The following is a 21,145-nucleotide window of genomic DNA, read 5'->3' on the forward strand; positions in this document are numbered from 1 at the left end:
TCAGGGGCGGCGCCGACGGAGCAACGAACCCGGAAACTCTCACGCAAATAACCGCACACGTTCTTAATGTGGGTCAGTGGTGTGAGGTCCGCGATAGGATCTCCCGAAATCAGGCTCATAAGTGCCGCGGTTTTCGCCCATGCCACAAGTACGGGTCCGATTAGGTTGTGGGCGCGTCCGCTCCGCGGACGGGGCTCTATGAGCCAGCTTGCCGAGCCATGCTGTCTCGGCCTTTCGGATCACGATGCCTCGCGCAAGCCATAAAGTGCTCCTCGCCGGGGGCACTCGGAAAACGGGCTCGCCTGTGGCGAGCGTTATTACGGCCCCGTTCCCGCGTGCCGCTCAAACACCGGTGTTGTCGCTGCACTCGTCCCGCATGCCCCTTCGGGCCGCTATGCTCGCGGCCGGGCTGACATTTCTCTCGAGGCGAGCTAGGTGAACACTGAAGCTGATCCCGAAGGCGCTGCGGCTCGCCATGAAAGGGACGTAGAAAAATCTGCGCTTGTTCACGCTACCGCCCTCCAGCGCCCCAACGAAATCAAGCAGTTGGTATTCTGTTGCGATATCGTCAAATCCGAGTTTTCCGGCATCGTCTATCACGCCAACTATCTGCGCTTCATGGAGCGCGGGCGGACCAATCATCTGCGGCTGATGGGCGCCGAGCAGCAGGCATTGTTCGAGCAGGCCGAGGCGGAAGACGCAAGCTTCGCCTTCGTGGTGCGCTCGATGCATCTCGATTTCCTCAAGCCTGCCCGGATGGATGACGTGCTCGATGTCGTGACCTGGCCGGTCGCCGTGAAGGGCGCCTCCATCATGCTGGCGCAGGAGGTGCGGCGCGGCGAAGTCGTGCTGGTCAAAGCCGAGGTGCGGGTCGCCTTCATCAGCGGCGGACGTGCCCAGCCGATCCCGAAATCGATCCGCGCCTTGATGAAGGCTGATCCGATTTCGTGATCGGGCGATAGCGGACGGCCCTCTCGACTCCCCCGCGCGCGGCGATAGATTGCACTCCCGCCAACCGATGAGGCCCTCATGTCGCGCCCGCCGCTCCCGCCCTTTACCCGTGAGACCGCAGCGCAAAAGGCCCGCATGGCCGAGGATGCCTGGAATTCGCGCGACCCGGTGCGCGTCTCGCTCGCCTATACCGAGGACAGCCGCTGGCGCAATCGCTCCGAGGTTTTTCAGGGGCGCGAGGCCATCGTCACGTTCCTCACCCGCAAATGGGAGAAGGAGCACGACTACCGCCTGATCAAGGACCTCTGGGCGTTCGACGAAAACCGCATCGCGGTTCGCTTCCAATACGAATGGCACGATGCGAGCGGCCAGTGGTATCGCTCCTACGGCAACGAGCAGTGGGAGTTCGACGAGCACGGCCTGATGCGGCGCCGCGAAGCCTCGATCAACGACATCGCGATTGCGGAGAAGGACCGGCGGTTTCACTGGCCGGCACCGGGGCCGAGGCCTGCGGATGTGGTGGGGCTGGGGACGGATCCGTTCTGAGGCTTGCAAACAACTCTCTCCCCTCATGGTGAGGAGCCGCGAAGCGGCGTCTCGAACCATGCAGGCCCGGTTGCTGCATTTGGGCCTCTATCCTTCGAGACGCGCGCGGGAGCGCGCTCGTCAGGATGAGGAGGTGGACCTGCGCGCTAGAAATCTCGTAATCGCGCCACCAAGCTTGGCGTGATCCATCGGCTGCGCCAGTGATTCCCTCGCGGTGGCAACGACATCCTCCGGCGCCTTGCCGATGCGCAGCTCGCAGCACACTTGCGCAAACTCCACGTCGAACTCCGGATGCGGCTGCAGGGTGAGCGTCGCGCCGTTGGCGTAGAGCAGGCCGGCATGCGGGGTGAAATCGGAGGAGAGGATCGTCAGCGCATCGTTGGGCGGCTCCATCACCTGGTCCTGATGCGAGCAGGCGATGGCGACCGCTTCGCCGTCAACGACGCCGTTGTCCGGCAGCACCTGATAGACGTGCCGGCCGATGCCCCAGCCCTTCTCCGACTTGCGCACGGTGCCGCCGAGCGCCTGCGCGATCAACTGATGGCCGAAGCAGACGCCGACCATGGGTGTCCTGTTGGCGTAGGCCGTGCGCACGAAATCTTCCAGCGGCGCGATCCAGTCGAGCCCGTCATAGACGCCGGCGGCCGCGCCGGTGATCAGCACCGCCTCCAAATTGCGCGGATCGGGCAGCGCATCGCCGTTCGGGATGCTGACGATTTCGACCGTAGCTGTCGGATCCTCGGCGCGGACCATGCGCTCGAACATGTCCGGGAATGAACCGTGGCGCTCGCAATATTTTTGTGGGACCTGTCCGGTCTCGATGATGGTGATGCGTGCCATGTGCCCTCCGGTAAAGGTCAAGCTCAGTCGCTTCCTGCCCCATGTTGTTGGTGTGGCGCTGTGCGCTCCAGCAGCGCACTCTCTTTCCGGACCTCGTTGAGAAACGCCTTGGCCAGGCGCGACAGCGGCTCGGCTTCCGACCATAGCATATAGGCCACGGCGTGCGTCGTCGGCGCGAACGGCCGTACGGCGAGGCCGGTCCCGCCGTTCTGCCGTGGCGAGAAGGGATCGACCACCGCGGCGCCGACGCCAGCGGCGGCGAGCACGCAGGCCGTGTTGCAGTAGCGCACCTCGACGGTCGGCTGGAACGGCGCGCCGGCGCGGGCAAAACTGTCGCGCACGGCTTCACCGAGCCGCGTGCCGCGCTCGAGCCCGATGAAGGGGAGTCCGGACAGGTCCGCGGCCGAGATTACCGGCCGGTCGGCGAGCGGGTGCTGCAGCGGCAGCACGCACACCATCTCGCCGGTGTGCACCACCTCATGGGCGATGCCGGGATGATGTGTCAGCCCGAGCGCAAAGCCGAGTTCGGCGACTCGGTTGAGCACGCCTTCGATGATGCCCTCGTAGCGCCGCACGTCGAAGAACACCCGGGTCTCCGGGCGGCGGCGCAGGAAGCCTGACAGCGCCGCGGGGATGATGCTGTAGGCGAGCGGCGGCGTCGCGACCAGCGCGAGATGCCCGGAGCGGTTCTCGCGAAGATCGCGCACGCGGTTCTCGAGCTTTGCGTGCAGCGCGAAGATCGCCTCGCTCTCCTTGTAGAGCGCCATCGCTTCCGTGGTCGGAAACAGCCGGTTGTTGACGCGCTCGAACAGCGCAAAACCCGCCTGCGCCTCCATCGTCTTCAGCGCGTTGCTGACGGCGGGCTGCGACAACGCCAGTTCGTCGGCCGCCGCAACCGTGGTGCGGTGGCGGATGACGGCGCGGAGAATCTCGAGCTGGCGCAGGTTCATATCACTGCCGATTATACTCTGGGCCAAAACATCATAGCAGAACGAATTGATTTTGCAGCCCCGCTTCCGCGTAATGGCCGCAGATTTGCACGTCGCATCAAAGGGTTCATCCGCCCATTGAGGCGCCACTGCGCACAGATTGGAGGCAATCTTGGTTCGTGTCCTTCGCGCCGCCGCCGCACAGATGGGGCCGACGCAAAAAGCCGATACGCGCGAGCATACGCTGTCGCGGATGCTTGCGCTGCTGGAGGAGGCGGCCGGCCGCGGCGCCAGCCTCGTGGTGTTTCCCGAGCTTGCCTTCACCACCTTCTTCCCGCGCTGGCTGCTCGAAGGCGAGGCGCTCGACCATTATTTCGAACGCGGCATGCCGAACCCGAACGTCGCCGCCTTGTTCGACCGTGCGCGTGCGCTGCGCGTCGGCTTCTATGTTGGCTATGCCGAGCTGACGCCCGATGGACGCCGCTACAATTGCGCCATCCTGGTCGACCGCGACGGCGAGCTGCTCGGCCGCTATCGCAAGGTGCACCTGCCGGGCTCGGTCGAGCCGCGACAGGGTGCGCGCTACCAGCAGCTCGAGAAGCGCTATTTCGACTATGGCGACCTCGGCTTTCCCGCCTTCCGCGCCGGCTCGGCCTGGGCCCACGCGATCATGGGCATGATGATCTGCAACGATCGCCGTTGGCCGGAATCCTGGCGCGTGCTTGGCCTGCAGGGCGTCGAGCTCGTCTGCATCGGCTACAATTCGGCGGCCTATGATCCCAATGGGGGCAGCACGGAAGATGCCTCCTTGCGCACCTTCCACTCTACGCTGGTGACGCAGGCCAACGCCTACATGAACGCGACCTGGGCGATCTCGGTGGCGAAGGCAGGCGAGGAGGACGGCTCCGGGCTGATCGGCGGCTCCTGCATCGTCGATCCCAATGGCCGCATTGTTGCGCAGGCCGCAACGCTGACCGATGAGGTGATCGTCGCCGACATCGATCTCGACCTCTGCCGCCAGGGCAAGGACAAGATGTTCAACTTCGCCGCACACCGGCGGCCGGAGCAATACCGGGTGATCACCGAACGCGCCGGCGTGATCGAACCCGCGGTTCTCGACGCAGACTGACAGGACGTTCCAGCAACACTGGCAAAGGAGCCGATATGACGCGCCTCTCGTATTTCTTCGGCATCGCAGCGTTGGCGGCCGTGACGTCCGCGCAGGCGGCGGAGCTTCCGGCGGAGATCAAGCAGGCGGGCGCGTTGAAGCTCACGGTCAACTCGACATACGCGCCGATGGAATATCGCGATCCCGCAACGAATGAGCTCGTCGGGCTCGACGTCGATCTGGCGAACGAGCTCGCCAAGCGGCTCGGCCTGACGATCGTGTGGAGCGAGACGCCGTTCGCCGAATTGATCCCCTCGCTCCAGACCAAACGCGCCGATTTCATCATCTCCGGCATCTCCGATCGCGCCTCGCGGCGCGAGACCGCCGATTTCGTCGATTATCTTGGGACCGGCCCGCAGTTCTTCGTGATGGCGGAGAACGAAGCCAAGGCTGCGACCGATCTCTGCGGCAAGAAGGTCGGGACCACCCGCAGCACCAGCTTCCCGGTCGAGATCGAGAAGTGGAGCAAGCAGAATTGCGAGCCGGCCGGCAAGCCGGCGATCCAGTACGTGCCGGGCGAGAACTCGATCGACGTTCGCAACCAGCTCAAGCAGGGCCGTATCGACGCCGCCGTACAGGGCAGCGAGACGCTGCCTTATGCGCAGACGCAGGAACCCGGCAAATACCGCGTGATCGGCGAGCCCTTTGCCAAAGGCTATCAGGGCATCATGTTCCGCAAGGACGATGCGGCGCTTCGTGAAGTGGTGACCGAGAAGCTCATCGCGATGATCGCCGACGGTTCCTACAAGGCTGTCCTCGACAAATGGAGCCTTGGCGGCAACGCGGTCGCCCAGCCCATGCTGAACGCGGCGCCGCAATGAAGCCGGCACCGGCACTCGCGGAGGGTTTTCCCGATCTGTCGGGAATGCGGGTCGCGCGCGAGCCGCACTGGTTTCGCTGGCTCAGCGCGGCGCTGATCGTCCTCGTGCTTGCATTGATCGGGCGCGCTTTTGCGGGCGGCCAGATCGAATGGTCTTATGTCGGCCGCTTCCTGACCGCAAAGGTGATCATAGAGGGCATCGTCAACACCATGGTGATGGCGGTGCTGGCGATGGCGCTCGGTATCTTCCTTGGCGTCGTCGTCGCGATCATGCGGCTGTCGCCCAACCCGGTACTGAAGACCGTTGCCGCCGGCTACGCTTGGTTGTTCCGCGGCACGCCGCTGATCCTGCAACTGCTGCTGTGGTTCAATCTTGCGCTGGTGTTTCCGACCATCGGGATTCCCGGCCTGTGGAGCGCGCGCGCCGTCGACGTCATGACGCCGTTCCTCGCCGCGCTGCTCGGGCTCGGCATCAACCAGGGTGCCTATACCTCGGAAGTGATGCGCGCCGGCATGCTATCAGTCGATATCGGGCAATATGAGGCCGCGCAGGCGATTGGCATGGGACGCTTGCGTGCGCTGCGCCGGATCGTGCTGCCGCAGGCGATGCGGGTGGTGATCCCGCCGCTCGGCAACGAGTTCATCGGCATGGTGAAGGCGACCTCGCTCGCCAGCGTCATCCAGTATCCGGAACTGCTGCACAACGCCGAAAACATCTACTACGCCAATTCGCGCGTGATCGAGCTCCTGATCGTGGCCGGGCTCTGGTACCTGCTCGTCGTCTCGGTCCTGACGCCGCTCCAGATGCTGCTCGAACGCCGTTTTGCGCGCGGCACATTGCGGCTCGCGCGATGACAAAACCTCTCGTCGCGATTCGCTCGGTCAGCAAGAGTTTTGGCGAGTTTCAGGCTCTCAAAAACGTTACGCTCGATGTCTGGCCCGGCGAGGTGATGTGTCTGATCGGCGCCTCCGGCTCGGGCAAGACCACGCTGCTCCGCTGCATCAACCAGCTCGCCGCGATCGACAGTGGCGGCATCTGGCTCGACGGCGAGCTCCTGGGCGTGCGCGAGCAGGGCGGACGACTGCATCGGCTCAGCGAGCGCGAAATCGGGCGGCAGCGGCTGAAGACCGGCATGGTGTTCCAGCGCTTCAACCTGTTTCCGCACAAGACCGCGCTCGAAAACATCACCGAGGGTCCGCTCCAGGTTCAAGGCCGAAAATCCGACGAGGTGCGCGCTGAGGCGATCGAGCTGCTGCGGCGCGTCGGATTGTCGGCCAAAGCGGACGCGTATCCCGCCCAGCTCTCCGGCGGCCAGCAGCAGCGCGTCGCGATTGCCCGCGCGCTTGCCATGAAGCCGATGCTGATGCTGTTCGACGAGCCGACCAGCGCGCTCGATCCCGAGCTCGTCGGCGAGGTCTTGGCGGTCATGAAGGAGCTGGCGCGGAGCGGCATGACCATGATGGTCGTGACGCACGAACTCGGCTTCGCGCGCGAGGTTGCCGACCGCGTCGTCTACATGGACCAGGGCGCGATCATCGAGCACGGGCGCGCATCCGATGTCTTGGGCGCGCCGCGCGAGGAGCGTACCAAGGCATTTCTTTCGGCAGTGATCTGAATGGGGGCGTATCGATGAAGAGACTTCTGGTTACGGCGGCACTCGTTGGCGCCATGAGCGCTCCGGTCATGGCAGTCGAGCTGCCGGCGGAGATCGCCAAGCGCGGCAGCATCAAGGTCGCGCTGGTGCCGAACTATCCGCCGATGGAGTTCCGCGATCCCGCCACCAACGCGTTGTCCGGCTTCGACATCGATCTCGGCGAGGCCATCGGCCGCAAGCTCGGCGTCAAGATCGAGTGGCAGGAGACCAGCTTTGCCGAGTTCATGCCGTCGATCTCGACCGGGCGGGTGGACGCCATCCTGTCCGGCTTCACGGACTATGCCAGCCGGCACGAGATCGCGTCCTTCGTCGATTATTTGCGCAGCGGCCCGCAGTTCTTCGTGCAGCAGTCGCGCAAGGCGGAGTTCAAGGACGCAGCCGCGCTCTGTGGCAAGAAGGTCGGCGCCAGCCGCCGCACCATGTTCCCGGCGCAGATCGCGGCCTGGAGCGAGAAGAATTGCGGCACCAATCCGATCCAGTTCGTCGGCACCGACGGCTCGGCCGACGCCCGCACCCAGCTCAGGCAGGGCCGCATCGATGCCGCCGCCCAGGGCAACGAGACGCTGCCCTACATCATGGACCTCGAGCCCGGCACCTATGCGACCGTGGGCGAGCCCATCGCGCAGCAATTCACCGGCATCGCTCTGCCGGTCAAGGAAAAGGCGCTGCAGCAAGCCATGCTGGAGGCGGTCGACGCGCTGATCGCGGACGGCACGTATCGCACGCTGCTTGCCAAGTGGAAACTGAGCGACAACGCACTCGAAAAGGCGACCATCAATGCTGGACAGTAACGCACTCCAGAGCATCCCGCTCACCCCAGCCAACACCGCGGATCCTGCGCCGGAATACCCCTGGCCGAAGCCGTACAATTCGGCGATGTTCCTGTCGTTCGACGTGGACGCGGAGAGCGCCTGGACCAGCAAGGACGCGGTGCACGCGCAGCGGCTCATCACCATGAGCTATGGCGGCTATGAGGCACGCGTCGGCACGCCGAAGCTCCTGGAGCTGCTCGACCAGTTCGATCTCAAGGCGACCTTCTTCGTCACGGGATGGTCGGTCGAAGCGCATCCGGCGATGGCCGAGTCCATTCTCAAGGCCGGTCACGAGATCGGCCACCACGGCTATCACCATCTCCTTCCCGATCCCGGCGATCCCTGGATCGAGGAGGAGCTTGAGCGCGGTTTTGAGGCGCTCAAGCGCCGGCTTGGCGTCAGGCCGACCGGCTATCGCGCGCCTTACGGCGAGTTCACCGAGGAGCTGCGGGTGGCGCTGGTGCGCCACGGCATCGTCTACACCTCCTCGTTTCGCGACGACGTGCGGCCCTATCGCCATCGTCTCGCCGACGGCAAGCCGGGCACGATCGAGCTGCCGGTGACCGCAAGCTATGACGACTGGATGCACGGCCTGTCCGCGCGCTTCAGCCCCCGCTCGATCTTCCCCAAGGAGCATGTGCTCTCGATCTGGAAGGATGAGCTCGATGAAACCAGAGACTGGGGCGCGATGGTGACGACGGTGCTGCATCCGCAGTGCAGTGGCCGTCCGATGCGGCTGCGCCTGCTGCGTGAGTTCCTGACCTACGCAAAGTCGTGCCCGGACGTCTGGATCACGACCGGCGAGAAGATCGCGGAAAACTTCCTGCGCCACGAGGCCGGAAAAAGTTGAGCCACGCCATGACCCGCATCCTCGTCATCAACCCTAACTCCTCCGCATCGGTGACGGCGGCGATCGACGACGCCGTCGCGCCGCTACGCATCGCCGGCGGACCCGCAATCGAGGTCGTCGGCCTTGCCGGGGGCCGCCGGGCATCAGCTCGCAACGCGACGCCGACAGCATGGTGATGCCGCTGGTCAACCGTGTGTCGCGCGACGATGCGGATGCCTTCGTGCTCGCCTGCTTCAGTGATCCCGGCCTGCATGCGGTGCGCGAGGCGGTCGGCGGGCGCCCGGTGATGGGCATCGCCGAGTGCGGCATCTTTCGCGCAATGATGCTGGGCGAGCGGTTTGGCGTCATCGCGCTGTCGCCGTCGAGCATTCGCCGCCAGCAGCGGATGGTGCGGCTGATGGGCATCGACAGCCGCTATGCCGGAAGCTGGTCGGTCGGCGCGAGCGCGGCGGAAACGGCAGGCGCGGACATCCGGGGACGGTTGATTGAAGCCGGCCGCGCGCTGGTCTCGCAATGCCGTGCCGATGTCGTGGTGATGGGCTGCGCCGGCATGGCCTCGCACCGCGCGGCGATTGCGGATACCATCGGTGTCCCCGTGGTCGAGCCGGCGCAGCAGGCGGTGGCCGCTGCGATCGGCGCGGTCTTGTTGAACACGTAAGATCCTTCAGGAGCCTCTTGCAATGCCCGTCTCCCGCCGTTCGCTCCTCAAGGCCGCAGCCGCGGTGCCGGCGCTGTCATTTCCGGGCATCCTGCGCGCCGAATCCCAGACCACGCTACGCTTCATTCCGGTGATCGACCTCGCCTTCGTCGATCCCATCTATTCGACGGCACAAGTGTCGCGAAACCACGGCTTCATGGTCTACGACACGCTCTACGGCATGAGTTCTTCGCTCCAGGTCTCGCCCCAGATGCTGTCGGGCCATGTCGTCTCCGGCGACCGGCTGCAATGGGACCTCAGCTTGCGCGACGGTCTGTTCTGGCACGATGGCGAGCGCGTGCTCGCCCGCGACTGCGTCGCGAGCATCCGCCGCTGGGCCGCGCGCGACGGCTTTGGCGGCGAGCTGATGGAGGCGACTGACGAGCTGTCGGCCACTGACGACCGCACCATCCGCTTCCGCCTCAAACGTCCATTCCCGCTGTTGCCGCAAGCGCTGGGCAAGGCCGCGATCAACGCGTGCTTCATGATGCCGGAGCGGCTGGCGGGCCAGGATCCGTTCAAGCCGCTCACCGAAGTGATCGGCAGCGGCCCGTTCCGCTATCTCGCCGACGAGCGCGTGCAGGGTGCGCGCAACGCGTATGCCAGGTTCGAGCGCTATCAGCCGCGCACGGACGGCAAGCCGGATTGGACAGCGGGCCCGAAGATCGTGCACTACGATCGGGTGGTCTGGACCACCACGCCCGATGCCGGCACCGGCGTCGCCGCGCTGCAGACCGGGGAGCAGGACTGGCAGGAGACCACGCCGCACGACCTGCTGCCGATCATCAAGGCCGCCGGCGACATCGAGACGCGGATCCTCGATCCCCGCGGTTACGCCTGCATGCTGCGCCTCAATCATCTTCAGCCACCGTTCGACAATCCTGCCGTTCGCCGCGCGCTCCTGGGGGCCATCGATCAATCCGCCTTCATGACCGCGGTGGCCGGTACCGATCCGAACTTCCAGGTCTCACCGATCGGCTATTTCGCGCCGAATACGCCGATGGCGAGCGAAGTCGGCCTCGATGTATTCCGCGGCCCGCGTGACTACGCCAAGGTGAAGGCCGATCTCAAAGCCGCCGGCTACAATGGCGAGAAGATCGTGGTGCTCGTCCCCACCAACTCACTGGCGCAGAAGCCGCTTGGCGAGATCGCCGTCGACAGCCTCCGCAAGGCCGGCATGAACGTCGAATATGCCGGGCTCGATTTCGCAGTGGTGTTGCAGCGCCAGCTCAAGAAGGATCCGGTCGGTCAGGGCGGCTGGAGCGCGGCCGTCGGCAACTGGCAGGGCATCGACTGGCTCAATCCGGCCGGCAACACCAATATCCGTGGTGAGGGCAAGGTCGCCGGCTGGTATGCGAGCGAGAAGATGGCCGGGCTCCGCAGCCAGTGGCTGGCGGCCTCCGAGCTCGCGGAGCAGCAGCGCATCTGCCGTGAGATCCAGGCGGTGGCTTTCCAGGAAATCCCCTATATTCCGATTGGCCTGTACAAGCAGCCGACCGCCTATCGCAAAGCCATCACCGGCATTCTCGACGGCACCGCCGTCTTCTGGAACGTACGCCCCGCATGAGCATGATCGCAATCTTCGGCAGCTATGTGCTGTCACGCAAGGACGGCGCGCAGGACGTGTTGCGCGACCATTGGGTTCTGGTCGAAGGCAAGAAGATTGCCGCGGTCACGCGCGACAAGCCGCGGGCGGACGAGGTGCATGACCGTCCCGGCCGCTTCGTTCTGCCGGGCCTGTTGAACCTGCACAATCACTGCTTCTCCGAAGCGGTGGCGCGCAGCCACACCGAGGACGGCAACGGCCGCCGCAACAATCAGAGCATCGTTTACACGGTGCTTTTGCCGCTGACCAAGCGCGGTGCAGATATCTTGTCGGCGGAAGAGCGCATGGCGGTCGCGCGGCTCGGCATCCTCCAACTCCTGAAGGGCGGCGCCACCACGGTGATGGAGCCGTTCCGCAACTCGATCCCGGAGATGTTCGATGCCGCCGAGGAGATGGGCATCCGCTTCTACGGCGCGCCCTATCTGTTCTCGACGTCGGACGCCAAGGCCGGCCCCGACGGCGTGGTGCACTATTCCGGCGATGACGGCACAGCCGACATGGCGACCTGGGATGCACTCTACCAGCGCTGGAATAATCGCGGCGACGGCCGCATCGGCCTTGCGATGAGTCCGCATGCCACCGACACCTGCGGGCCTGATCTGTTGAGGGCCTGTGCCGCGCGGGCACGCGAGCTCGGCGTGCCCGTCACGACGCATATGGCGCAGAGCCGCGCCGAGGTCGAAACCATCGGCAAGCGCTATGGCGGCCGCACGCCGGCGCAATATCTCGACTGGCTCGGCCTGCTGGCGCCCGACCTGATGGCGGCGCACTGCATGTTCAGCACCGATGACGATCTCAAGCTGATGGCCGCGCGCGGTATGACGGTTCTCAACTGCCCGCGCGTGTTCGCGCGCGCCGGCGTCACCGCGGCCTTCAGCCAGTTCGCGGAGCACGGCGTGCGCACGGTGGTCGGCACCGACGGCTACAACATGGACCTGCTCGGCGAGCTCAATGCGGCGTCGCTGATCTCCAAGATCACCTCGGCGCGTGCCGATGTCGCGAACGCGCCCGAGTTGATCGAGGCGAACACGGCAATCGCGGCCGATGTCATCAAGCGGCCCGATCTCGGCCGTATCGAGCCGGGCGCGACCGCCGACCTCACGATCGTCGATCTCACCCATCCGCATCTTCAGCCGCTGTTCGACCCGCGCCGCGCGCTGATCGCGCTCGCCAATCGCGCCAATATCGATCAGGTCATGGTCGACGGCCGCATGCTGGTCGATGCCGGCCGCTATCTCGGCGCCGACGAGGCGGCGATCACGGCTGCCGGCACCGCTGCGATTGGCAAGATCTGGGACCTGCCGGAGGCACAGGCGGCGTTCAACGGCTGAGGGGTGGCTCGTCGAATTCGGCGAGCGCCTTGCGTATGGTCTCGACCAGATCGAGCGCTACCGGCGAGGGGCTGCGCTGTGCCGGAAAGACCGCCGAGAATTCGAAGTCGATGCGCGGCAGGAAGCGGCGCACGACGACGCCGCGGGTGGAAAATTCCTGGGCGGTGAAGGGATCGCAGATGGCGACGCCAAGTCCTGACGACACCATGCCGCACATGATCTCCGACAGCGTGGTCTCGACCCTGAGCACGCGGCGGACATCGTGGCGATGGAAGACCTGGTCGACGAGGTGGCGGCTCGACGAGCCCGCCGACAGCGAGATGAAAGTCTCGCCCTCGAAGTCGCGGGGCTCCAGCACTTCCTTTTCCGCGAGGCGGTGACCGGTGGGCAGTACAGCCACACGCGCGGGCGCCGGCAGCTTCTGGCTCGGCAAGCCCGAATGCGCGATGGGCACCTCGGCAAAGCCGACGTCGCACTGATTGTTCAGTACCCAGTCGACCACGATCGGCGAGATCACGCCGAAGAAAGCGAGGTTGAGGTTCGGCCGCTCCCTCAGGAAGTGCCCGGTGAGCCGCGGCAAATAGCCATTCGACAATGCTGGAAGTGCCGCGATCCGCAGTGAGCCGGTGCGGCGGCCGCGGATTTCCTCGGCTGCCGCGGTGATGCGTTCGAGGCCGACGAAGGAGCGCTCGACTTCGGTGTAGAGTGCCATGGCCGCAGCGGTCGGCACGAGGCCGGTGCCGCGCCGTTCGAACAGCTCCATCTTCAACAGCGCCTGGAGGTCGCGCAGCAACCGGGAGACCGCCGGCTGCGTCACGGTCATCAGCGCCGCCGCCTCCGTCACGCTGCCGGTCAGCATCGTCGCCCGGAAAGCCTCCACCTGCCGCGAATTGATCCGGGCCATCCCCATTTCCATTCATAACATTTAGGCATGCAGAGGCTGCCATTATTCATTGGACGATGGAAGCCGGAGTTTGCGATCTTTTTCATCAGTGCTGGAGACGGCCCGCTTTTTCGGCAGATTGGAGGGGTTTAAACCTCCGGATCGCGCCAAAATTCGCCGCGCAAGGGCTGGAGCCCTAGTCGGAGAGGGATCTGCGCGGAAGGAAATGCGGAAGGTTCAGCCAACGAGACTCGTCGGCACGTCACCTCATCCCGGTATGGAGATCGGACCACATGAAGACTTTTCGCCTTCTGACAGCGGTCAGCATCGCGGCCCTCATCGCCGCCCCCTCGGTTGCCACGGCTCAGCAAAAGACGCTCTATGTCGCCGGCTATGGCGGCTCGTTCGAGAAGACCATCCGCGACGAGGTGATCCCGACTTTTGAGAAGGAGAACGGCGTCAAGGTCGAGTACGTCGCCGGCAACTCCACCGACACGCTGGCCAAGCTCCAGGCGCAGAAGGGCAACCAGCAGATCGACGTCGCCATCGTTGACGACGGCCCGATGTACCAGGCGATCCAACTCGGCTTCTGCGGCAAGCTCGATGGCCTGCCGACCGATCTCTACGACACCGCGCGCTTCAAGGACGATCGTGCGGTCGCGATCGGCATCGTCGCGACCGGCCTGATGTACAACACCAAGGTGTTTGCGGAGAAGGGCTGGGCGCCGCCGACCTCCTGGAACGATCTCAAGGACACGAAATACGCCAAGCAGCTCGTGATCCCGCCGATCAACAACACCTATGGCCTCGAAGCGCTGGTGATGCTGTCGAAGATGAATGGCGGCGGCGAGTCCAATGTCGATTCCGGCTTCAAGATCTTCAAGGAGCAGATCAATCCGAACGTGCTCGCCTATGAGCCGTCGCCGGGCAAGATGACCGAGCTGTTCCAGTCCGGGCAGGCTGTGATCGCGGTGTGGGGCACCGGCCGCGTGCAGAGCTTTGCCAATACCGGCTTCCCCGTCGATTTCGTCTATCCGAAGGAGGGCGCCGCGACGTTGCTGACGACCGCCTGTCCGATCACCAAGCCGAACGCCTCGCCGCTTGCGTCTAGCTTCGTCAAGATGCTGCTCGAACCCAAGATCCAGCTCGTGATGCTGAAGGATTACGGCTACGGCCCGGTGCTGAAATCGCTGGTGATCCCGCCCGAGCTCGGCAAGATGGCGCCGATCGGCGAGCGCGCGGCAAAGCTCTATAATCCGGACTGGACCGTCATCAACGAGAAGCGTGAGGAATGGACCAAGCGCTGGAATCGCGAGGTCGAACGCTGATCGTTCGCGGCGGAGACAGCGTCATGGCCTATCTCGAGCTCGAAGGGGTCGCCAAGCAATTCGGAGCGCAGACTGTCGTCGACGACTTCAGTCTCGCGGTGGGGAAGGGCGAGTTCGTCTCCTTCCTCGGCCCCTCCGGCTGCGGCAAGACCACGACCCTGCAGATGATCGCGGGCTTCCTCGATCCCACCCGCGGCGCGATCCGGCTGCAAGGCAAGGATCTGACCGCGATCCATCCGGCCAAACGCGGGCTCGGGATCGTGTTCCAGAGCTACGCGCTGTTTCCGCACATGACCGCGGCCGAGAATGTCGCCTTCGGGCTCGAGATGCGCAATGTGCCGCGCGGCGAACGGACCGAGCGCGTTCGCGCAGCGCTCGCGATGGTCGGGCTTGCCGGCTACGAGGATCGCCATCCGCGCCGCATGTCCGGCGGCCAGCAGCAGCGCGTGGCGCTGGCGCGCGCGCTGGTGATCAAGCCGAGCGTGCTGTTGCTCGACGAGCCGCTATCGAATCTCGACGCCAAGCTGCGCGAGGAGATGCAGATCGAGCTGCGCCAGATCCAGCGTACCATCGGCACCACCACGATCCTCGTCACCCACGACCAGAACGAGGCGATGTCGTTGTCCGACCGCATCGTGGTGATGAGCCAGGGCAGGATCGAGCAGATCGGCACGCCGCAAGAGACTTATGAGAAGCCGGCCTCGGCCTTCGTCTCGCAGTTTTTGGGAAAGACCAACGACTTTGCCGCGACGATCGATCGGACCAGTGCGCCTGGGCGATTGATTGTCGGCTCGTGGAGCGCGCCTGCGCCTGTCGGGCGCAGCGGTCCCGTCACCATTAGCATTCGCCCCGAGCGGATCGATTTTGGCGACGCGGGCCTCAGCGCAAAGATCGTCACACGCATCTTCCAGGGCAATCACTGGCTGTTCCAGTGCGAGAGCGAATGTGGCCCGGCGACCGTGATCCGCCAGAATGACGGCCGGTCGCAGCCGGTCGAAGGCGAGGCCGTTCACCTCACCTGGCGGCCCGAGGACATGAGCGTGAGGGGCGTCGCATGAGCGCTTCCGCCGAGGAACGAAACGCACGCACGCCCTGGGCGCTGACGGCGCCCGCTTTGATGCTGTTCGTCGGCGTGCTCCTGATTCCGCTGGCAATGACCGTGATGCTGTCGTTCCATGATTGGGGCCAGTACAAGGGCATCGAGCCGGTCTTCATCCTCAAGAACTGGCATGAGATCGTAACCGATCCCTATTACGCCGAGATGTTCGGGCGGACGTTTCGCATCGCGATCCTGACTACGCTGCTCACCGCCGTGCTCGGTGCACCCGAAGCCTACATCCTCAACCGCATGAGCGGACGCTGGAAGAGCGTTTTTCTCCTGGTCATCCTGGGGCCATTGCTGATTTCCGTGGTGGCGCGGACGCTCGGCTGGGCGCTGCTGTTCGGCGGCAACAACGGCCTCGTCAATAAGCTGCTGATGTCGGCCGGGCTGATCCGCGCGCCTATCCCCTTCATGTTCACCGAAACCGGCATGGTGGTCGCACTCGCGCACGTGATGATGCCGTTCATGGTGCTGTCGGTGTGGGCGGCGCTGCAGCGGCTCGATCCGCAGATCGAGAATGCCGCGATGTCGCTCGGCGCCGGCCCTGCGACCATCATCCACCGCATCATCATGCCGCAGATCATGCCGGGCGTGCTGTCTGGGGCGATCATCGTGTTCTCGCTCTCGGCCAGCGCGTTTGCGACGCCCGCCATCATCGGCGGCCGTCGACTCAAGGTCGCGGCGACGCTGGCCTATGACGAGTTCCTCAACACGCTGAACTGGCCGCTGGGGGCGGCGGTCGCCACGCTGCTGCTGGCCGCGCTGGTCTTGATCGTCGTCGGCAGCAACGCACTGATCGAGCGCCGTTACGCGGAGGTGTTCCGATGAGCCGGAATGGCCCGCTCGCGCTGATCTTCCACACCATCTTTGTCATCGTCATGGTGGCGCCGATCCTCGTCGTCTGCCTCGTTGCGTTCACGCCTGAAGGCTTCCTGTCGTTGCCGACAAACGGTTTTTCGTTGCGCTGGTTCAGGGCGATCGCCAACTATCCCGAATTCGTCCATGCTTTCTGGGTCAGCCTTGGCCTGGGCGCACTATCGTCGTTCGTCGCGCTATTATTCGCGGTACCGGCGGCGCTCGCGATCGCGCGCTATCGCTTCCGCGGCCGTGATGCGCTCGCGGCCCTCTTTCTCTCGCCGCTGATGATCCCGCATGTCGTGCTCGGCATCGCGTTCCTGCGCTTCTTCACCTCGGCCGGGATGGGCGGCAGCTTCGCCGCGCTGATCATCGCGCATGTCATCATCGTGTTTCCGTTCGCGCTACGGCTGACCCTGGCGGCGGCGACCGGCATGGACCTTTCGGTCGAGATGGCGGCGGTCTCGCTCGGTGCCGGCGGCTGGACGCTATTCCGCCGCGTGACGCTGCCGTTGATCCTGCCCGGCGTCATCAGCGGCTGGGCGCTCGCCTTCATCCAGTCCTTCGACGATCTCACCATGACCGTCTTCCTCGCGGCACCCGGCACCGAAACACTGCCGGTGCGCATGTTCCTCTACATCCAGGACAACATCGATCCGCTGGTGACGTCCGTCTCGGCCTGCGTGATCGCGATCACCATGACCGCCCTCATTCTGCTCGATCGCTTCTACGGGCTCGACCGCGTGCTCGCCGGCAAGGGCGATACAGGGCGATAGGAGAATCCATGCGAACAGATTACGATGTCGCCGTCGTCGGCGGCGGATTGCTCGGCTCCGCCATCGCCTGGGGCCTGGGAAGACTCGGCAAGAAGGTGGCCGTGCTCGACGAAGGCGACATCACCAAGCGCGCCTCACGCGCGAACTTTGCGCTGGTTTGGGTCCAGAGCAAGGGGCTCGGCATGCCAGCCTATACCGTCTGGACGGTGCAGGCGTCACAGGCGTGGAGCAGGCTCGCCTCGGAGCTGAAGCAGCAGACCGGCCTCGATGTCTCGCTTCAGCAGAACGGCGGTTTTCATCTGACGCTTGGCGAGGACGAGTTCGGTCAGCGCGCCGAGCTGGTCAAGCGCATGCACAACCAGACGGGTGCCGCCGATTACAAGATGGAGATGCTGCCGGCATCCGAGGTGAAGAAGGCGCTGCCGCTGATCGGGCCCGAGGTCTCCGGCGGCAGTTATTGTCCACTCGACGGTCACGTCAATTCGCTGCGCACGTTTCGTGCGTTCCACACCGGCTTCAAGGCATTCGGCATCGACTATCTTCCGGAGCGCCCGGTCTCGGCGATCAGCAGGAGCAGCGGCGAATTCTGCCTGACGACGCCGCAGGGCGAGCTCCGTGCCGCCAAGATCGTGCTCGCCGCCGGCAATGCTAACCAGACCCTGGCGCCGATGGTCGGTCTCCACGCCCCGATGGGCCCGACCCGCGGCCAGATCGTGGTGACCGAGCGCACCATGCCCTTTCTGCCGCATCCGCTGACCACGATCCGCCAGACCGACGAGGGCACGGTGATGATCGGCGACAGCAAGGAAGACGAGCTCGACGATCGCGCGCTGAAGCACTCGGTCAGCGCCGTGATGACGGATCGCGCCCAGCGCATGTTTCCGCATCTCGCGCGGCTCAACGTGGTCCGGAGCTGGGCCGGCATCCGCGTCATGCCGCAGGACGGCTTTCCAATCTACGACCAGTCGGAGACGCATCCCGGTGCCTTCGTCGCCTGCTGCCACTCCGGGGTGACACTCGCCTCCAACCACGCCTTCGAGATCGCGCGGATGGTTGCGCAAGGCGCGCTCGAGCCCGAGCTGGTCGGCCCGTTCTCGGCCAGCCGTTTTGGCGCCGCCGGTGCCGCGAACAACAGCGGCTACTAGGGACATTGAAGGAGCCAGGATGTTCAAACGATCCGAGCAGGACAAGCGGCCAGCGGTGCAAATCTTCGTCGATGGCGTTGCCGTCGCGGCGCGGCAGGGCGACACCGTCTCCGCCGCGCTGCTGGCCTCGAGCTGCGATGCACGCCGTTCGACCGCAGTCAGCGGGGCGCTGCGTTTGCCCTATTGCATGATGGGCGTGTGCTTCGATTGCCTCGTCACCATCGATGGCGTCGGCAACCGACAGGGCTGCCTGGTGCCGGTCACCGACGGCATGCAGATCGAGATTCAGAAGGGCAAGCGGGAGATCGGGAAATGACTGTGGCTCCCAAGCGCGAAGAATATGACGTCGTGGTGATCGGGGCCGGGCCTGCCGGCCTTGCCGCCGCCGCGACGGCCGCCGAAGCCGGCCTGTCCACGCTGCTGCTCGACGAGAATATCGGCCCCGGAGGCCAGGTGTTTCGTGCCATCGCCTCGACGCCGGTGACCGACCGCAGCCAGCTCGGTGAGGACTATTGGGTCGGTACCGATCTCGTGCAGGCGCTACGCGCAGGCAACACGGAGGTCATTCAGCGCGCAACGGTCTGGAGCCTCGATCGCAATCTCGATATCGCCGTCTCGGTCGGCGGCGCGTCCGCCTTCGTCAAGGCCAGGCGCGTGATCCTCGCGACCGGCGCGCTGGAGCGGCCGTTTCCGATTCCCGGGTGGACGCTTCCGGGCGTGATGACCGCGGGCGCCGCGCAGACCATGTTGAAATCATCGGCCCTGGTGCCGGATGGCCGCACGGTGATGGCGGGGCAGGGGCCGCTGCTCTGGCTGCTCGCCGCGCAGATCTTGCGTCTCGGCGGTCGCATCGATCGCATTCTCGACACCACCGAGCGCGTAAACTATTTCGCCGCACTCCCCCACGCTTTCGCTTTCCTGACCTCGCCGTATTTCGCCAAGGGCTTGTCGATGATGCGCGAGGTGAAGGCGAAGGTGCAGGTCGTCTCAGGCGTCAGCGAGCTTGCTGCCTCTGGTGACGGCCAACTCGCGAACGTCAGCTATGTCGCCGGCGGCAAGCGCGAGACCGTCCTTGCGGATCTCTTGCTGCTGCACCAGGGCGTCGTGCCCAACGTCAATCTGGCGATGGCGGCCGGAATCGAGCATCGCTGGGATGATTTGCAATTGTGCTGGTCTCCGGTGCTGGATGCCAGCGGCAATTCGTCGGTCGCCGGCATTGCGATTGCTGGCGACGGCGCCGGCATCGGCGGGGCGAACGCAGCCGTAGTGCGCGGCCGCATCGCGGCACGCGCGGCAGTGGAGGCGTTGGCGCCTGCGGCTGCAAAAATATTTGCGCCGATGGCGAGCCTCCGCGCCGATCTCGCCAAGGCCGAACGTGGTCGCGTTTTTCTCGACACGCTGTTCCGGCCGGCGCCGCAGTTTCGCATTCCCGCAGGCGACACCATCGTCTGTCGCTGTGAGGAGGTCACCGCAAAGGATATTCTCGACGCCGTCGCGATCGGCGCGACCGGGCCGAACCAGCTCAAGGCCTACCGCCGCACCGGCATGGGGCCGTGCCAGGGCCGGCTCTGCGGCCTCACCGTCACCGAGCTGATGGCGCAGGCGCGGGGCAAGAGCCCGCAGGAGATTGGCTATTACCGGCTGCGCGCGCCGGTCAAGCCGATCACGCTCGCCGAGCTCGCCGCCGTTCCGAAGAGCGCAGACGACATCAAGGCGGTGGTGCGCGGATGACGAAAAACGTGGATGCGATCGTCGTCGGCGGCGGCATCCACGGGTGCTCGACCGCGCTATATCTGTGTCTCGCCGGCCTCAAGCCGGTGCTGATCGAGAAGGACTATGCCGGCCGGCACGCTTCCGGTGTCAACGCCGGCGGCGTGCGCCAGCTTGCGCGGCACATCCCCGAAATCCCGCTTTCGATCCGCTCGATGGGTATCTGGGAGAAGATCACCGATCTCCTCGACGACGATTGCAGCTTTGAGAGCTATGGCCAGGTCCTCGTCGCCGAGAACGAAGAGGAACTCGCGGTCTGCCGCGCACGTGTGGCCGAGCTCAACGCGCTCGGCTTCACCCACGAAGAGCTGATCGATGCCGCAGAGCTGCGGCGCCTCGTGCCTGCGGTCGCCGAGAGCTGTCCCGGCGGCGTGGTCTCGCGCCGCGACGGTGCGGCCAATCCCGCGCAGGCGACGACGGCGTTCCGGCGCAAGGCAGGGCAGCTCGGTGCGACCGTTCGCGAGGGCATTGCGGCCACGAATATCCGGCACACCGATGGTCTCTGGCATGTCGATGTCGGCGCCGAGAGCTTTGCCGCGCCGGTGCTCGTCAATGCCGCCGGCGCCTGGGCCGGGACCATCGCAGCCGCGCTCGGTGAGCCCGTTCCGGTCGAGACGGTGGCGCCGATGTTGATGATCACCTCGCGCGTGCCGCATTTCATCGATCCGGTCGTGATCCTGCGCGGCCGCAAGCTGTCCTTCAAGCAATTCAAGAACGGCACGGTGCTGATCGGCGGCGGCCATTTGGCTACGCCCCATCAGGATCGCAACGAGACGGTGTTGGACTGGAAAAGCCTCGCGACCAGCGCCCGCACCGTGTTCGAGCTGTTCCCGGTCATGCGCGACGCGACGATCATGCGGGCCTGGGCCGGCATCGAGGCCAAGACCAAGGACGATCTGCCCGTGTTTGGACCGAGCAGCCGGCACAAGGGCCTCTATCACCAATTCGGTTTTTCGCTGCACGGTTTCCAGCTCGGCCCCGGCGCGGGCGCCGTCATGGCGGAGCTGATCGTCAACGGCGGCACCCAGACCCGCATCGGCGATCTCGGCATCGACCGTTTCCACCCCTCCACGCTCTAGCA

At 65.3% G+C, this 21,145-nt stretch carries 21 protein-coding genes and 1 pseudogene; 19 read left to right on the plus strand and 3 right to left on the minus strand.

Annotated elements, in window-relative coordinates; genetic code table 11:
* Window positions 1-546 precede the first annotated feature (546 nt).
* Window positions 547-951: a YbgC/FadM family acyl-CoA thioesterase gene (locus tag AB3L03_RS23985; RefSeq protein ID WP_210350912.1), complete on the plus strand. Its 405-nt coding sequence runs from the start codon at window positions 547-549 to the stop codon at window positions 949-951.
* A gap of 78 nt (window positions 952-1,029) precedes the next feature.
* Window positions 1,030-1,497, plus strand: a complete 468-nt coding sequence (locus AB3L03_RS23990) for a nuclear transport factor 2 family protein (protein ID WP_085348942.1) — start codon at window positions 1,030-1,032, stop codon at window positions 1,495-1,497.
* A gap of 120 nt (window positions 1,498-1,617) precedes the next feature.
* Here AB3L03_RS23990 and AB3L03_RS23995 read toward each other — a convergent pair whose 3' ends face one another.
* Both AB3L03_RS23995 and AB3L03_RS24000 read right to left on the minus strand, forming a co-directional pair.
* Entirely contained in the window at window positions 1,618-2,337 is a 720-nt protein-coding gene (locus AB3L03_RS23995; RefSeq protein ID WP_204512242.1) for a type 1 glutamine amidotransferase, read from the minus strand.
* A gap of 23 nt (window positions 2,338-2,360) precedes the next feature.
* Window positions 2,361-3,287: a LysR family transcriptional regulator gene (locus tag AB3L03_RS24000; RefSeq protein WP_368507132.1), complete on the minus strand. Its 927-nt coding sequence runs from the start codon at window positions 3,285-3,287 to the stop codon at window positions 2,361-2,363.
* Window positions 3,288-3,471: 184 nt separating this feature from the next.
* Here AB3L03_RS24000 and AB3L03_RS24005 point away from each other — a divergent pair, with 184 nt between their 5' ends.
* The 9 genes and pseudogenes from AB3L03_RS24005 to AB3L03_RS24045 all read left to right on the plus strand — a co-directional run bounded on the left by AB3L03_RS24005 (window position 3,472) and on the right by AB3L03_RS24045 (window position 12,205).
* Complete coding sequence (locus tag AB3L03_RS24005; RefSeq protein ID WP_231190871.1) at window positions 3,472-4,395, plus strand: N-carbamoyl-D-amino-acid hydrolase; 924 nt, start codon at window positions 3,472-3,474, stop codon at window positions 4,393-4,395.
* A 35-nt stretch (window positions 4,396-4,430) separates the two neighbouring features.
* Window positions 4,431-5,255 carry an ABC transporter substrate-binding protein gene (locus tag AB3L03_RS24010; protein ID WP_204512240.1) on the plus strand — a complete coding sequence of 275 codons (825 nt, stop codon included), beginning with the start codon at window positions 4,431-4,433 and terminating at the stop codon, window positions 5,253-5,255.
* A complete protein-coding gene (locus AB3L03_RS24015) occupies window positions 5,252-6,109 on the plus strand; it encodes an amino acid ABC transporter permease (protein ID WP_368507133.1) in 858 nt (285 codons plus the stop codon). Before AB3L03_RS24010 ends, AB3L03_RS24015 begins: the two co-directional genes overlap by 4 nt.
* On the plus strand, window positions 6,106-6,870 hold the full coding sequence (locus tag AB3L03_RS24020) for an amino acid ABC transporter ATP-binding protein (RefSeq protein ID WP_204512238.1): 765 nt from the start codon (window positions 6,106-6,108) through the stop codon (window positions 6,868-6,870). The genes AB3L03_RS24015 and AB3L03_RS24020 overlap by 4 nt, the downstream gene beginning before the upstream one ends.
* Window positions 6,871-6,884: 14 nt before the next feature.
* The gene (locus AB3L03_RS24025; RefSeq protein WP_204512237.1) at window positions 6,885-7,700 is read left to right on the plus strand and encodes an ABC transporter substrate-binding protein; all 816 of its coding nucleotides are present in this window, start codon (window positions 6,885-6,887) and stop codon (window positions 7,698-7,700) included.
* Window positions 7,687-8,571, plus strand: a complete 885-nt coding sequence (locus tag AB3L03_RS24030; RefSeq protein ID WP_204512236.1) for a polysaccharide deacetylase — start codon at window positions 7,687-7,689, stop codon at window positions 8,569-8,571. The genes AB3L03_RS24025 and AB3L03_RS24030 overlap by 14 nt, the downstream gene beginning before the upstream one ends.
* Window positions 8,572-8,579: 8 nt before the next feature.
* Window positions 8,580-9,229: pseudogene (locus AB3L03_RS24035) on the plus strand (aspartate/glutamate racemase family protein).
* Between the two features lie 22 nt (window positions 9,230-9,251).
* Window positions 9,252-10,835 carry an ABC transporter substrate-binding protein gene (locus AB3L03_RS24040; RefSeq protein ID WP_204512234.1) on the plus strand — a complete coding sequence of 528 codons (1,584 nt, stop codon included), beginning with the start codon at window positions 9,252-9,254 and terminating at the stop codon, window positions 10,833-10,835.
* Window positions 10,832-12,205, plus strand: coding sequence for an amidohydrolase family protein (locus tag AB3L03_RS24045; protein WP_204512233.1), 1,374 nt, complete (start codon window positions 10,832-10,834; stop codon window positions 12,203-12,205). The genes AB3L03_RS24040 and AB3L03_RS24045 overlap by 4 nt, the downstream gene beginning before the upstream one ends.
* Here the strand turns inward: AB3L03_RS24045 and AB3L03_RS24050 are convergent.
* Entirely contained in the window at window positions 12,195-13,109 is a 915-nt protein-coding gene (locus AB3L03_RS24050) for a LysR substrate-binding domain-containing protein (protein ID WP_018453750.1), read from the minus strand. The two genes, AB3L03_RS24045 and AB3L03_RS24050, sit on opposite strands and share 11 nt — an antisense overlap.
* 272 nt (window positions 13,110-13,381) lie before the next feature.
* Here AB3L03_RS24050 and AB3L03_RS24055 point away from each other — a divergent pair, with 272 nt between their 5' ends.
* Genes AB3L03_RS24055 through AB3L03_RS24090 form a run of 8 tightly spaced genes read left to right on the plus strand, consistent with a single transcriptional unit; the run spans window position 13,382 to window position 21,143 of the window.
* A complete protein-coding gene (locus tag AB3L03_RS24055) occupies window positions 13,382-14,416 on the plus strand; it encodes an ABC transporter substrate-binding protein (RefSeq protein WP_018453751.1) in 1,035 nt (344 codons plus the stop codon).
* Between the two features lie 23 nt (window positions 14,417-14,439).
* Window positions 14,440-15,474 carry an ABC transporter ATP-binding protein gene (locus tag AB3L03_RS24060; protein WP_204512232.1) on the plus strand — a complete coding sequence of 345 codons (1,035 nt, stop codon included), beginning with the start codon at window positions 14,440-14,442 and terminating at the stop codon, window positions 15,472-15,474.
* Window positions 15,471-16,346, plus strand: a complete 876-nt coding sequence (locus AB3L03_RS24065; protein ID WP_018453753.1) for an ABC transporter permease — start codon at window positions 15,471-15,473, stop codon at window positions 16,344-16,346. The genes AB3L03_RS24060 and AB3L03_RS24065 overlap by 4 nt, the downstream gene beginning before the upstream one ends.
* Complete coding sequence (locus tag AB3L03_RS24070; protein WP_204512231.1) at window positions 16,343-17,149, plus strand: ABC transporter permease; 807 nt, start codon at window positions 16,343-16,345, stop codon at window positions 17,147-17,149. The genes AB3L03_RS24065 and AB3L03_RS24070 overlap by 4 nt, the downstream gene beginning before the upstream one ends.
* 8 nt (window positions 17,150-17,157) lie before the next feature.
* A complete protein-coding gene (locus AB3L03_RS24075) occupies window positions 17,158-18,294 on the plus strand; it encodes an FAD-binding oxidoreductase (RefSeq protein WP_204512230.1) in 1,137 nt (378 codons plus the stop codon).
* A 19-nt stretch (window positions 18,295-18,313) separates the two neighbouring features.
* Window positions 18,314-18,610: a (2Fe-2S)-binding protein gene (locus tag AB3L03_RS24080; RefSeq protein WP_018453756.1), complete on the plus strand. Its 297-nt coding sequence runs from the start codon at window positions 18,314-18,316 to the stop codon at window positions 18,608-18,610.
* On the plus strand, window positions 18,607-20,025 hold the full coding sequence (locus AB3L03_RS24085; RefSeq protein WP_368507134.1) for an NAD(P)/FAD-dependent oxidoreductase: 1,419 nt from the start codon (window positions 18,607-18,609) through the stop codon (window positions 20,023-20,025). Before AB3L03_RS24080 ends, AB3L03_RS24085 begins: the two co-directional genes overlap by 4 nt.
* Entirely contained in the window at window positions 20,022-21,143 is a 1,122-nt protein-coding gene (locus AB3L03_RS24090; RefSeq protein WP_204512228.1) for an FAD-binding oxidoreductase, read from the plus strand. Before AB3L03_RS24085 ends, AB3L03_RS24090 begins: the two co-directional genes overlap by 4 nt.
* Window positions 21,144-21,145: the final 2 nt, after the last annotated feature.

The organism is Bradyrhizobium lupini, assembly GCF_040939785.1.
Taxonomy (GTDB): Bacteria; Pseudomonadota; Alphaproteobacteria; order Rhizobiales; family Xanthobacteraceae; genus Bradyrhizobium; species Bradyrhizobium canariense_D.